Raw genomic sequence first — 12,662 nt, 5'->3', positions numbered from 1 at the left:
CCCTGGGCAGCAACAGAACGGAAGGAACGCAGTGAAGACACGCACCATCGGAGACGTCCAGGTCTCGGCCATCGGCCTGGGCGGCATGCCCATGTCCATCGAGGGACGACCGGACCGCGAGCGCTCGATCAGGACCATCCACGCCGCGTTGGATGAGGGCATCACCTTCATCGACACCGCGGACGCGTACCACCTGCACGCGGACGAGGTCGGCCACAACGAGGAGCTCATCGCGGAGGCGCTGCGCTCCTGGAGCGGGGACGCCTCCACCGTGCTCGTCGCGACCAAGGGCGGTCACCTGCGTCCGGGCGACGGCTCATGGACGCAGAACGGCCGGCCCGAGTACCTCAAGCAGGCCGCGAAGGAGTCGCTGCGCCGTCTGGGCGGCGACGCGATCGGGCTGTATCAGCTCCACCGGCCCGATCCCGAGGTGCCCTATGCCGACTCGGTGGGCGCCATCCGCGACCTCCTCGACGACGGCGTGATCCGCATGGCGGGCATCTCGAACGCGAACCCGGAGCAGATCCGGGAGGCGAACGACATCCTCGGCGGCCGGCTGGTGTCGGTCCAGAACCAGTTCTCGCCCGCGTTCCGCTCCAGCGAGCCGGAGCTGCGCCTCGCCGACGAGCTCGGCATCGCCTTCCTGCCATGGAGTCCGCTCGGCGGCATCACCTCGGCCGGCGACCTCGGCAGCCGGTTCGAGCCGTTCAAGGATGTGGCGGACGCCCGCGGGATCAGCCCCCAGGTCGTCGCGCTCGCGTGGCACCTGGCGCAGAGCCCGCACGTCATCCCGATCCCCGGCTCATCGCGGCCGGAGACCATCCGCGACTCGGTCACGGCCGTCGACGTGGAGCTGACCCCCGAGGAGCTCTCCGCCCTCAACGCCGCCTGACCCACGCCATCTGTTCCTGAGCTGTTCGGGTCGACGCGCCCTGCGCCACCCGAACAACTCAGGAATTCTTTGCTGGGGCGGCGAGCGACGCGGCGGGCGCGGGGGCCGGGGCGGGCTCGAGCTGGGCGAGGAACGCGGCGGCGGCAGGGCTCGGCTGGTCGGCGACCGCGACGGCGACGGTCCAGGCCGGGGCTCCCTGCAGGCGCACCGCCCGGAGGGCGTCCGGCCGCTTCAGGGCGAAACTGGCCGGGACCACGGCGACACCGAGGTTGTATCCGACCAGGTCGAGCAGCGGATGGACGTCGTTGACCTCCATCGCCGCCCGGTAGTCGAACCCGGCCGCCGCGAACGCGCGCCGGGTGAGCGCCTGGGCGCCCCATCCCTCCTGGAAGCCGACCAGCGGCTCCCCGCGCAGACTCTCCAGCGGGATGCTCTCCTCGGCCGCGAAATGGTGCTGCGGGTGGCAGAGCACCAGCATGTCCTGCGTGCTCAAGCGGCGGAACCGCACGCCCGCGGGAGCGTGGCCGGTGTCGACGACGAGGGCGACATCCGCTCGTCCGCCTGCGACGTCATCCACCAGCTCCTCGGAGCCCGAGTAGCGGAGCCGGACCTCCACGCCCGGGTTGGCCGTGCGGAACCCCGCAAGTTCGGCCGGCAGGTCGACGGATCCGAGACACGGCTCGGCGCCGATCGTCAGCCGCCCGCGCAGCAGCCCGCGGACCGCCGCGACCGCATCCCGCGCGGCGGCGGCGCTCGCCAGCGTTCGGACGGAGTCGGCCAGGAGCGCCTGCCCGGCCACCGTCAGCTCGACGCGGCGGGTGCTGCGCACGAAGAGCGACGTACCGAGCTCCTGCTCGAGCGAGCGGATGGATGCGCTGAGCCCCGACTGCGAGATCCGCAGCAGCTCGGCGGCGCGGGTGAAATGGCGCTCTTCGGCGACGGCGACGAAGTGCTGCAGTTGACGCAGTTCCATTCAGCGATCGTACTGCTGAGTCGCCGGCGCATCATAACCGCGACCGATGCGCCTCAGGCGACGGAAGCGGCGGGCGCTTCGTCCGCCCCGGGCGCGGCATCGAGGTGGAACGTGCGTCGGAACCGGGCCAGCAGCTCATCCCGGCCGGCGAGCACCCGCACCGCGACGATCCCGCCGGCGAGCAGGCCGCCCAGGTCCTCGCGGGCGACCCCGAACTCGAGCACATCCACCGGCGTCTCGTGGGCGACGCGACGCTGGGGCTGCGGCAAGGCAGTGGGACCCACATCCATCACGTCCAGCGCCCTCCCGTCGACGATGGCGCTCACGGACGTCTCGCCGACGTGAAGCACGTACTCCGTGACCGGCAGGCCCTCGGCGCTCCGGTCGCGGAAGGCCGCCCGTAACGTCACCGCCAGCGCGTCGGCCGTGAGCACGTCCCCCTCGGCCGCCTCCTCCGGCAGCGCCCACCCCCAGCGCTCGAGTGCGAGCACGACCGGCTCGAGCTCGCGCCCGAGCGGGGTGAGCTCGTACCCGCCGCGCACCGTCGGGACGCGCCGGATCACGCCGGCCTGCTGCAGCTCCTTGAGCCGGTCGCTGAGGATGTTGGTGGGGATGCGCGGCAGCCCGGCCTTGAGGTCGCTGTAGCGGCGGGCGCCGGCGAGCAGGTCGCGGACGATGAGCAGGGCCCACCGTTCGCCGACCCGCTCGACCGCGCGCGCGACGCCGCCGTACTGACCGAACCCGCGCGGGGCGCGTGTGGCCATCCGGTCGTCAGCCCTGAGCCGGTGCGCCGGCCCCCTGCTCGGCCATGTACGCCTCCGGGCCCTTCTCTGCGGCTTGCGGAGCCATGTAGAGGAAGGACAGGTTATTGCCGTCCGGGTCCTCCAGGTCGCGGGAGTACATGAAGCCGTAGTCCTGCGCCGGGCGCGGCTCCGAGCCGCCGGCCTCGAGGCCCTTGGCGATGATGGCATCCACGTCTTCACGCGAGTCCTGGCTGAGGGCGATGGAGGCTCCGGCCTGGGTGCGCGGGTCGATGATCTCCTTGTCGGTGAAGGTGGCGTAGAAGTCGCGCGTCTGCACCATGAAGTAGATCGTGTCGCTGAGCACGACGCAGGCGGCGTTCTCGTCGGTGAACAGCGGGTTGATGCTGTAGCCGAGGGCCTCGTAGAAGGCCTTCGAGCGGTCGAGGTCGTTCGTCGTGAAGTTCACGAAGATGTTGAGTGACATGGCGTGCTCCAAACGGGTGAGGTGAGCGGTTCGAATACGCCTAGCTTGCTCTTTGCAAGTTCACTTGTCAATAGCAAGTAAATGCCGTTTGCGCACCGAGGCGATCGACTCATGCATCTCGCGCGCCAACGCGACGGAGCCGGCCGCCTCCGCCGCCTCGAGCGCATCCGCCTGTCGCGCATCCGCGCCCGTGAACCACGACGCGATCGTCACACCGTGGCCCGGACGGGACACCACGCGGACCGGATCGCCGGCCCCGACGCTCCCCGACTTCACGACCGAGAAGTACGCGCCCGTCCGCCCCTCCTCCGTGAAGCGCTTCACCCACTGAGGCTCGCGCATCCTCCGCTGGAACGTCGCGCACGGTGTGCGGGGGCAGGTCACCTCCAGCACCAGCTCGTCGCCGATCGCCCAGCGCTCCCCGATCTCGGCTCCGTTCACGTCGACCCCGGCCGTCCGCAGGTTCTCGCCGAACAGGCCCGGCGGGATATCGCGGCCGAGCCGCTCCGCCCAGAACGCAGCGTCCTCGTCCGCATAGGCGTAGACCGCCTTCGAGGCGCCGCCGTGGTGCTTGCGGTCCGCCTGCACGTCGCCGTGGAGTCCCAGCGGACGCACGCGCAGCCGCCGCGCGACGGGCCGCTTGTCGATGGCCGTCACGCCGATCGTCCCCGAGTCGTGGAGGAGCTGCTCCACCCGGCACACCGCGAGAATCTCCGCCATCGGCCCAGTATGCCAGGGGGCCGTTCCAGCGGGTCGGGGCGAGCGGGCCGGTTCAGCGGACGCCGCGCATCATCCTCAGCACCCACGGGCTGATCACCGCGAGAAGGATGCCGATCACGATCGCCACACCGCCGATGAAGGAGAAGTAGACCGCCTCGCTCCCGGGCGAGTACAGCTTCGCCAGCTGACCGGCCATCGCCGTCCCGAGCGCCACCGACAGGAAGTACAGCGCCACCATCTGCGCCTGGAACTTCCGCGGCGCCAGCTTCGTCGTCACCGACAGCCCGGGCGGTGAGATCAGCAGCTCCGCGATCGTGAAGACGAACAGGATGCCGACCATCGCCAGCAACGGCGTGCTGTTGGCGCCGCCCCCGACCAGAACAGGAAGAGGAAGAACGCGACGCCCATCAGGATGGTCCCCGCCGAGAACTTGATCGGCGCCGACGGCTGCTTGGCGCCCCACTTCGTCCAGATCGCGGCGAAGACCCCCGACAGCACGATGATGAAGATCGGGTTGATCGACTGCACCCACGACACCGGGAACTCCCACCCGAAGAGATTGCGGTCGAGTCGCTTGTCCGAGTAGATCGTGACGACGGTGAACTGCTGCTGGTAGAGCGACCAGAAGGCCGCGTTGGTGATGAAGAGGGGGATGAAGGCCACGATCCTGCTGCGCTCCTCGCCGCTCACCAGGCGGGAGGTCAGGATGACCGCGAAGTATGCGATGGCCGCCACGATCGTGACGCCGATGACCCACAGCGCGAGGTTCGAGGCGTTGACCACGCCGGTCAGCACGAGCACCACGATGACGGCCAGCGCCGCGACCCCGATGCCGATCACGAGCGGGTAGCGCGAGCGCTCCAGCGGGTTGGGCGCCAGCCGGGATGCGCCCGGAAGCCGCTTGCGGCCGAGGGAGTACTGGATGAGCCCGATCGCCATCCCGACCGCGGCGAGGCCGAAGCCCCAGTGGAAGCCGAGGGTGGTCTGCAGCAGGCCGGTCAGCAGCGGCCCGAAGAAGGCGCCCAGGTTGATGCCGAGGTAGAACAGCGAGAAGCCCGCGTCGCGCCGCGGATCCTTCTCCTCGTAGAGCGTGCCGACGATGCGGGTGGCGTTCGCCTTCAGGCCGCCGCTGCCGAGGGCGACGAAGAGCAGACCGACGAGGACCCCCGCGACGCCCGGGATGAGGGCGAGGGAGATGTGGCCGGCCATGATGACGACGGCGCTCGAGAACAGCACCCGCTCGGAGCCGAAGACGCGGTCGGCGAGCCACGCCCCGAGAATGGTCGACAGGTACACCGCGCCGCCGTACGCCCCGACCACACCGGCGGCGGTCGCCTGGTCGATGCCGAGGCCGCCCTTCTCGGCCGAGTAGTACAGGTAGATGAGCAGGATGCCCTGCATGCCGTAGAAGGAGAACCGCTCCCACATCTCCACGCCGAAGATGTTGGCCAGCGCGCGCGGCTGGCCGAAGAAGCCGCGGCTCGCGTCGTCACGACGAGCCGGGGCGGTATCCGTTTCGCTCATGGCGCCCATGGTCCCACCCGCGCCGCACGCCTACAACGCGGCATGGCGCGCACGATTCGACCGCATCCGCTACGTAGACGCAACGATTCACCATAAACTCAGCCCGTGGACAACCTCGATCGCAGCATTCTCGACCTCCTGCGTCAGAACGCACGGGCCGGCTACGGCGACATCGGATCCGTCGTCGGGCTCTCGGCGTCGGCCGTGAAGCGGCGCGTGGACCGGCTGGTGGCCGACGGGGTGATCCGCGGGTTCACCATCCAGGTCGATCCGGCGATCGACGGCATGAGCACGGAGGCCTACGTCGAGCTGTTCTGCCGCGGTACCGTGTCGCCCGAGGAGCTGCTCCGCATCCTCTCGGCCGTGCCCGAGGTGGTGGACGCGGGAACCGTCACGGGCAGCGCCGACGCCATCGTCCACATCCGCTCGCGCGACATCCCCAGCCTCGAGGCGGCCCTCGAGAAGGTGCGCCTCGCGCCGAACGTCGACCACACCCGCAGCGCGATCGTGCTCTCGCGCCTCATCAACCGGGGAAGCGCCTGAGCGTCGTGGCCGATCGCCGCGAGCGACGGGGCGTCGCCTGCGAGAACGTTCAGCGGGCGCGGGCCGCGGCGGGACGGCATCCGAGCACGGACACGGCCAAGAGTGGCACGATGGGCGCATGAAGCTCCTCGTAGTCGAAGACGATCCGGACATGGGAGGCCTCGTGCAGCGTGGACTCGCGGCCGAGGGCTACGACGTCACGCTCGTCACGAATGGTGTGGATGCGCTGATCGCGCTCCGCAGCGACACCTACTCCGCCGCCGCGATCGACGTGATGCTCCCGGGCATGAGCGGTTTCGAGCTGTGCCGCCACGTCCGCGAGGCGAACAACTCGATGCCGATCCTGCTGCTGACCGCGCGGGACGCCATCGAGGACCGCGTGCACGGGCTCGACTCCGGCGCCGACGACTACCTGACGAAGCCGTTCGCCTTCGCAGAGCTGGCCGCCCGCGTGCGTGCGCTGCTGCGGCGCGAGCCGACCGGGATGCGGCCGCAGGTGACGGTTGGCCGGCTCACCATCGACTCGCACGAGCACCAGGCGCTCGTCGCCGGGCACGAGATGCCGCTCAGCCGGCGCGAGTTCACACTGCTGCGGCTGTTCGCCACCAACCCGGACAAGACGCTGTCGCGGTCGGACATCCTCGAGTCCGTGTGGGGCACCACCGAGAACATCGGGACCAACGTGATCGACCAGTACGTGTCGTACCTGCGGAAGAAGCTCGACGCCGCCGGAGCGGGCCTTTCCATCGTGACGGAGCGCGGCCGGGGCTACCGGCTGGATGCGCGCAACGCAGCCTCCACGCCGTGAACCGGCTGCGGCGCCTGTCGATCACGGCGCGGATCACGATCGGCAGCCTGGTCGTCGCCGCCCTGTTCGCCCTCGTGGCCGTGGTCATCATCCGCATCGGGGTGTCGTCCATCCTGCACAACGCCACGCTGACCTTGCTCAACAATGACGTGTCGGCACCCGCGGAGGGCCTGACGAGCAAGCCGTCGGGGCCCTTCGACCTGCCGGGGGCGGCCAGGAGCTGGCGATCGTGTCGGCGGACGGCACCATCCTCGCCTCCACGATGCCGGAGGGGCTCGAGGACCGCATGGAGACCTTGGTCGGCCAGGGCGGGCAGGCGCGGGATGTGCAGGTCGGCGACGAGCACTACCTGGTGCTCAGCCGGAGCGTCACCACCTCGGACGGCGTCATGCACGTGGTGGCTGCCCGCAACGAGGAGACGACAGCGCTGCTGCTCGACCGGCTGACCGCCGCACTGCTGATCGGCGCCGGTGTGCTGATCTTCGCGTTCGGGGCCGCCTCATGGCTGCTGGCGCGGACCGCCCTGCGGCCGGTGAGCCGCATGCGGGAGCAGGCCGACCGGATCGCCGCCTCGACCCCGGACGAGGCCGGGCTGCTGCCTGTCGGGCCCGCCCAGGATGAGTTGTCCGAGCTCGCCACGACGCTGAACGACCTGATCCTGCGGCTTCGCGCCTCCGCCGACCGGGAGCGGCAGATGGTGTCGGACGCGAGCCACGAGCTGCGGACACCGCTCGCGGTCCTCCGCGGTCAGCTCGAACTGGCCGAGTTGGATGCGGGCGATCCAGATGCGCTGCTGCTCGATATCCGCTCGTCGCATTCCACCGCGATCCGGCTGGCGCAGCTGGCGAACAACCTGCTGGAGCTGTCGCGCATCGAGGCGGGTCCATCAAGCGGCCGTATCGACTGGCGCACCCTCGTCGACGAGCTGACGGACGCCATCGACCGCGCCCGGCTGCTGGTCAGCAGCGACGACGACGCCGCAGGGATCTCGGTGGACTTCGAGTACGACCCGCGCCGCCGGCCCGACGCGGGCGCGCGGGTCGCGCTGTCGCCGACGGATTTCGCCCGCATCCTGGACAACCTGCTCGGCAACGCGATCACGGCGATCCGCTCGGCGGGTGATCATCCGGAGGCGACGGTCACGGCGTCTCTCGCCCTCGGTGCGGGCCCGGACGGCGAGGAGTCCGTCATCCTGACGGTGCGCGACTCGGGGCCGGGCATGCCGCAGGAGTTCATCCCCGTGGCGTTGGACCGCTTCACGCGCGCGGACGGCTCGCGCACGGGCCAGTCGGGCGGCGGGCTGGGCCTCGCGATCGTCGGCGCACTCGCGGATGCGGCCGGCGGCCACGTGGTGCTGGCGAACGGGGAGCCGTCGGGACTGACGGTCACCGTCACGCTGCCGATCCGCCGCGACTGAGCGCGGGGGAGCCTCGGCTCAGTGCCCGGTGCGGTCGGAGTCGACTCCGGCGTCCGGGCCTTCGTCGAGGCTGTCCAGCCGGGCGAGGTCGTCGGCGTCGAGCTCGAAGTCGAACACGGCCAGATTCTGCGCCATGCGCTCGGGGTTCCGCGACTTAGGGATGGCGACCAACCCGTTCTGGACGTGCCAGCGCAGGACGATCTGGCCGGCCGTGCGCCCGTGCTTCTCGGCGAGCTCGTTGAGCACGGGCGCCTGGAGCAGGTCTCCCGTGCCGCCGATCGGGCTCCACGACTCGGTGACGATGCCGTGCTCGCTGTCGTAGGCCCGTTGCTCGCGGCGCTGAATCGCCGGGCTGAGCTGGATCTGGTTGACCGCGGGCACGACGCCCGTCTCGGCGATCAGCCGATTGATGTGGGCCGGCTTGAAGTTGGAGACGCCGATGGCGCGCGCCTTGCCCGCCTCGCGCAGGCGGATGAACGTCTCCCACGTCGACACGTACTGATCGCGCTGCGGCAGCGGCCAGTGGATGAGCAGAAGGTCGACGTAGTCGAGCCCCAGGCGCTGGAGGCTGTCGTCGAGCCCCGGCACCGCGCGATCACCGCCCTGGTAGAGGCCGTCGAGCTTGGTCGTGACGAACCACTCCTCCCGAGGGACGCCGCTCGCGGCGAGCCCGCGGCCGACCCCCACCTCGTTGGCGTACTTCACCGCCGTGTCGATGTGCCGGTAACCGAGCTCCGCCGCGGCCACGACCGCGCGCTGCACTTCGGCGTCGTCGAGGGGCCAGGTGCCGAGCCCGATCTGCGGGATGCGTCCGCCGCCGGCGAGCGGGAGGGAGGGGATCGAGGTCGTCATGGTGTCACACTACGCGTGCTCAGATCACGCCGTCGGACAGCGTGGTCGGGTTGCCGAACCGGTGATTGGTGATCGAGATGGCCTGCTCGCGCAGGAACGTCAGCACCTCCACCCGGCCGGACGGCGTGACGGGACCGTCGTACACCGCCACGTCGGGACTTCCCCCGAGCGCCGCGGCGAGGGCCGCAGGATCGCCGCCGATCAGGCGGATGCGGTGGGCGCCGATCCGCCGTCCGCGCACACGGGACAGCCAGTGCGCGTCGGACTCCACGACGACCTCCACCTCCCGCTCCCGGAGGAGCGCGAGCGTGGCCTTGGGCAGTTTCGCCGGAGTGCTGACCGTGAAGGGCGAACGGGCGACGGTCGCCGCGGCCATGACCCGGAGGAGCTCGGGCAGCGAACTGCCCTCCGACAGCCGGATCGCGACGGGCACCGGCCGGTAGCGGAACAGGTTGCGCTCCACGCCGAGGGCCGATACGTCTTTCACCCGGTGGTATTCGTTGGCGACCGCGATGGCGTCGCTGAGCGCCGAGCGCCGCACCAGGTCGAACGAGGGGTAGTCCATCGACGACTGGCCGGACTCGATGAGGTCGGAGACCCGGGGCTCGAGCCCGCGGAGATGGAGGCTGGAGCTGGCGTTCCCCGCCTCGGGCACCCAGCGGCCGAGACCGATCAGGTAGTTGGGGCCGCCCGCTTTGGCCCCGGCGCCGACCGACGAGCGCTTCCAGCCGCCGAACGGCTGCCGCCGCACGATGGCGCCGGTGATGCCTCGGTTGACGTAGAGGTTGCCGGCCTCGACGGTGTCGATCCAGTGCGCGAGCTCCTCCGAATCGAGGGAGTGGAGCCCCGCCGTCAGGCCGTACTCGACGGCGTTCTGCAACCGGATCGCCTCATCGAGATCGCGTGCGGTCATGATCCCGAGGACGGGACCGAAGAACTCCGTCAGGTGGAAGTAGGACCCCGGCTGCACGCCGGTCCGGATCCCGGGCGACCACAGCCGGCCCGAGCTGTCGAGCTGCCTGGGCTCGACGAGCCACTCCTCCCCTGTTCCGAGCGTGGTGAGCGCATGCCGCAGCTTGCCCGACGCCGGCTCGATGAGCGGTCCCATCTGGCTGACGGGGTCGTACGGGAAGCCGACGCGCAGGCTGGTCGTCGCATCGATCAGCTGGTTGCGGAACCGCTCCGACTTCGCGACCGACCCGACGAGGATCACCAGACTCGCCGCCGAGCACTTCTGCCCGGCGTGACCGAACGCACTCTTCACGATGTCGGACACGGCGAGGTCGTAGTCGGCGCTCGGCGTGACGACGATCGCGTTCTTGCCGCTGGTCTCCGCAAGGAGCGGCAGGTCGGGCCGCCACGAGCGGAACAGCCGCGCGGTCTCGTAGGCGCCCGTGAGGATCACCCGGTCGACCCGTGGGTCGGCGATGAGCTGCTGGCCGAGCTCGTTCTCCGCCACGTCGACCAGCGCCAGCAGCTCGCGCGGGAAACCGGCCTCCCAGAGTGCCTCCACCATCACGGCTGCGGACCGTCGCGCCTGAGGCGCCGGCTTGATGATCACGCCGCTGCCCGCGGCGAGCGCCGCCAGCACCGAGCCTGCAGGGATCGCGACCGGGAAGTTCCACGGCGGTGCCACGACGGTCAGCGCCGAGGGAACGAATCTCGCCCCCTGCACCATGTCGAGCTCTCGCGCTCGCGTGGCGTAGTAGCGGGCGAAGTCCACCGCCTCGCTGACCTCGGGATCGGCCTCGGCGATGGTCTTCCCCGTCTCCGCCGCCATGACCTCGATCAGCCGATCCCGGTTGGCTTCCAGCGCGTGCGCGGCGCGATCGACCAGCGCTGCGCGCTCCTGGCCGGTCCTCCGCCCCCATCCGGCGCCCGCCTCCGCGACCATCCGCATGATCCGGTCGAGTCGCTCGCTCTCCTGGACGACGGCCGCCGCGACGGTGTCCTCGCCGAGCACGGACGACGCGGCCCGCGCGAGGATCCGCCGGCCCCAGGCGCGGTTCGCCGCACGCGACGGATCCGTATCGGGCGCGTTGTGGAAGCCGTCCGTCTGCTCGGCCGCGGGCGGCGCTTGCACGGGCGACGGAAGCTCGATGCCGCCGGAGCCACGCGTCAGGCCCAGCACCACGCTGGTCAGTCCCTGCTCCTCCGGTGTCACCGTCTCCGGAGCCGGAGCACGCGTGAACGACGGCGCAGTCGTCACCTCCCACTCCTGCGTTCGATCCTGCCGGCGGTTCGGCAGCGGTGCGGCACCTCGGGGCCCGGCCTGAGCCTCCAGCTCGGCGACCGACCCGAGGAATCGCTGCTTCTCCCGCTCGAACAGCCCCGGATCGGACCCGAGCCGGAAGACCGCGGACATGAAGTTCTCGGTGCTGGCGTTCTCTTCGAGCCGCCGGATCAGATAGGAGATGGCCACGTCGAACTCGCGCGGGTCGACCACGGGCGTGTAGAGCACGAGCGGCCCGACCGTTCGCGTGACGACCTCCGCCTGGGCGGTCGCCATGCCGAGCAGCATCTCGAAGTCGATCCTCTCCGTCACGCCGCGCCGCGAGGCGAGCAGCCACGCGTACGCGATGTCGAAGAGGTTGTGGCCGGCAACGCCGATCTTGACGGCGTCCGCGTGCTCCGGCGTCAGAGCCCAGTCGAGCACCCGCTTGTAGTTGGCGTCCGTCGACTGCTTGCTGCCGAAGGTCGCCAGCGGCCAGTCGTGGATGGTCGCATCCACCCGCTCCATCGCCAGGTTGGCGCCTTTCACCACCCGGACCTTGATCGGGGCACCGCCCTGGACACGTCGCTGCGTCGCCCACTCCGTCAGGGTCTGCAGAGCGTCGAGCGCGTCGGGCAGATACGCCTGGAGCACGATCCCCGCCTCGAGCCCGAGGAACTGCGGCTTGCTCAGGATGGTCGTGAACACGGCCATCGTCAGGTCGAGATCGCGGTACTCCTCCATGTCGAGGTTGATGAACTTCGGCGTCGGGGATGCGGCGGCGAGCTCGTACAGGGGGTCAGCCGTTCGACGACGCGCTCGACCGTTTCGTCGAACGCCCACATGGACAACTGCGAGGCGATCGAGGAGACCTTGATCGAGACGTAGTCCACGTCGTCCCGCCCGAGGAGGGTCCGCGTGCCCTGGAAACGCCGCAGCGCCTCCTTCTCGCCGAGCACCGCTTCGCCCAGCAGGTTGAGGTTGAGCCGCGCGCCAGGGCCGTCGGCGTCGCCGGAGGACCGCAGGTCGGCGATCGCCGGGCCGAGCTTCTCAGGGGTCGCATCGACGACGAGGTGGCCGACCATATTGCGCAGCACCCGCCGTGCGATGGGGATGACGATCCACGGCAGCACCGGCCCGAACACGCCACCCAGCCAGATGGCGAAGCGCAGGTACCAGGGCAGGAACCGCGGGATGCGCCGGGCCACGCGCTGCAGGTTGTAGCCGGCGACGAAGAGGTCTTGCGGGCGGGCGACGCCGTCGACGAACCCGACGGCGAACTCCAGTCCGTCGGGATCGCTGAGAACGCCCGCGAGCCGTTCTGCGGCGGGATCCTGACGCGCCTCAGGGCCGCCGGCCGCCCGGGCACTCTCGGCGAGCCACTGCTGCACCAGCTGGACCGCCTCGTGAGCGATCGCAGCCGGACGCGCCTCGGCTCCGTCTGTTGCATCGACCATGCTGACGACACTATTACCCGGCGCTGGGGAGCCGCGG

General features: G+C 70.5%; 9 protein-coding genes and 2 pseudogenes. 4 read left to right on the top strand and 7 right to left on the bottom strand.

The genetic code is table 11. The features are described 5' to 3' along the window. The first annotated feature begins 31 nt into the window (after positions 1–31). Positions 32–892, top strand: a complete 861-nt coding sequence (locus ACQ86M_RS16875) for an aldo/keto reductase (protein ID WP_431246255.1) — start codon at positions 32–34, stop codon at positions 890–892. Between the two features lie 58 nt (positions 893–950). Here ACQ86M_RS16875 and ACQ86M_RS16870 read toward each other — a convergent pair whose 3' ends face one another. The 5 genes and pseudogenes from ACQ86M_RS16870 to ACQ86M_RS16850 form a co-directional block, all read right to left on the bottom strand. Beyond that, positions 951–1,865 carry a LysR family transcriptional regulator gene (locus tag ACQ86M_RS16870; RefSeq protein WP_431246254.1) on the bottom strand — a complete coding sequence of 305 codons (915 nt, stop codon included), beginning with the start codon at positions 1,863–1,865 and terminating at the stop codon, positions 951–953. A 53-nt stretch (positions 1,866–1,918) separates the two neighbouring features. Beyond that, entirely contained in the window at positions 1,919–2,629 is a 711-nt protein-coding gene (locus ACQ86M_RS16865) for a winged helix-turn-helix transcriptional regulator (RefSeq protein ID WP_431246253.1), read from the bottom strand. Between the two features lie 7 nt (positions 2,630–2,636). Continuing rightward, entirely contained in the window at positions 2,637–3,092 is a 456-nt protein-coding gene (locus tag ACQ86M_RS16860; protein WP_431246252.1) for a VOC family protein, read from the bottom strand. A 60-nt stretch (positions 3,093–3,152) separates the two neighbouring features. Then, a complete protein-coding gene (locus tag ACQ86M_RS16855) occupies positions 3,153–3,812 on the bottom strand; it encodes an MOSC domain-containing protein (RefSeq protein WP_431246251.1) in 660 nt (219 codons plus the stop codon). A gap of 52 nt (positions 3,813–3,864) precedes the next feature. Further along, a pseudogene (locus tag ACQ86M_RS16850) lies at positions 3,865–5,345 on the bottom strand (peptide MFS transporter). A 96-nt stretch (positions 5,346–5,441) separates the two neighbouring features. Between ACQ86M_RS16850 and ACQ86M_RS16845 the strand changes: the two are divergent. The 3 genes from ACQ86M_RS16845 (at position 5,442) to ACQ86M_RS16835 (ending at position 8,104) form a co-directional block, all read left to right on the top strand. Next, a complete protein-coding gene (locus ACQ86M_RS16845; protein WP_121263283.1) occupies positions 5,442–5,879 on the top strand; it encodes an Lrp/AsnC family transcriptional regulator in 438 nt (145 codons plus the stop codon). 118 nt (positions 5,880–5,997) lie between these two features. Next, positions 5,998–6,687 carry a response regulator transcription factor gene (locus ACQ86M_RS16840; protein ID WP_431219739.1) on the top strand — a complete coding sequence of 230 codons (690 nt, stop codon included), beginning with the start codon at positions 5,998–6,000 and terminating at the stop codon, positions 6,685–6,687. A gap of 229 nt (positions 6,688–6,916) precedes the next feature. Beyond that, the gene (locus tag ACQ86M_RS16835; RefSeq protein ID WP_431246250.1) at positions 6,917–8,104 is read left to right on the top strand and encodes a sensor histidine kinase; all 1,188 of its coding nucleotides are present in this window, start codon (positions 6,917–6,919) and stop codon (positions 8,102–8,104) included. 18 nt (positions 8,105–8,122) lie between these two features. Here ACQ86M_RS16835 and ACQ86M_RS16830 read toward each other — a convergent pair whose 3' ends face one another. Both ACQ86M_RS16830 and ACQ86M_RS16825 read right to left on the bottom strand, forming a co-directional pair. Next, positions 8,123–8,956 carry an aldo/keto reductase gene (locus ACQ86M_RS16830; RefSeq protein WP_431246249.1) on the bottom strand — a complete coding sequence of 278 codons (834 nt, stop codon included), beginning with the start codon at positions 8,954–8,956 and terminating at the stop codon, positions 8,123–8,125. A gap of 19 nt (positions 8,957–8,975) precedes the next feature. Beyond that, positions 8,976–12,625, bottom strand: a pseudogene (locus ACQ86M_RS16825) (proline dehydrogenase family protein). Between the last annotated feature and the right edge of the window lie 37 nt (positions 12,626–12,662).

The sequence above is a fragment of the Leifsonia xyli subsp. cynodontis genome (genome assembly GCF_050632205.1).
Taxonomy (GTDB): domain Bacteria; phylum Actinomycetota; class Actinomycetes; order Actinomycetales; family Microbacteriaceae; genus Leifsonia; species Leifsonia xyli_D.
The sequence above is the reverse complement of the archived record's forward strand: the minus strand, read 5'-3'. Positions and strand labels throughout refer to the sequence as shown.

What these genes read in the sequence shown, in the direction of transcription:
- ACQ86M_RS16855 (WP_431246251.1), bottom strand. Translation starts at nt 3,812, where the DNA reads ATGGCGGAGATTCTCGCGGTGTGCCGGGTGGAGCAGCTCCTCCACGAC.
- ACQ86M_RS16840 (WP_431219739.1), top strand. Translation starts at nt 5,998, where the DNA reads ATGAAGCTCCTCGTAGTCGAAGACGATCCGGACATGGGAGGCCTCGTG.
- ACQ86M_RS16870 (WP_431246254.1), bottom strand. Translation starts at nt 1,865, where the DNA reads ATGGAACTGCGTCAACTGCAGCACTTCGTCGCCGTCGCCGAAGAGCGC.
- ACQ86M_RS16865 (WP_431246253.1), bottom strand. Translation starts at nt 2,629, where the DNA reads ATGGCCACACGCGCCCCGCGCGGGTTCGGTCAGTACGGCGGCGTCGCG.
- ACQ86M_RS16860 (WP_431246252.1), bottom strand. Translation starts at nt 3,092, where the DNA reads ATGTCACTCAACATCTTCGTGAACTTCACGACGAACGACCTCGACCGC.
- ACQ86M_RS16830 (WP_431246249.1), bottom strand. Translation starts at nt 8,956, where the DNA reads ATGACGACCTCGATCCCCTCCCTCCCGCTCGCCGGCGGCGGACGCATC.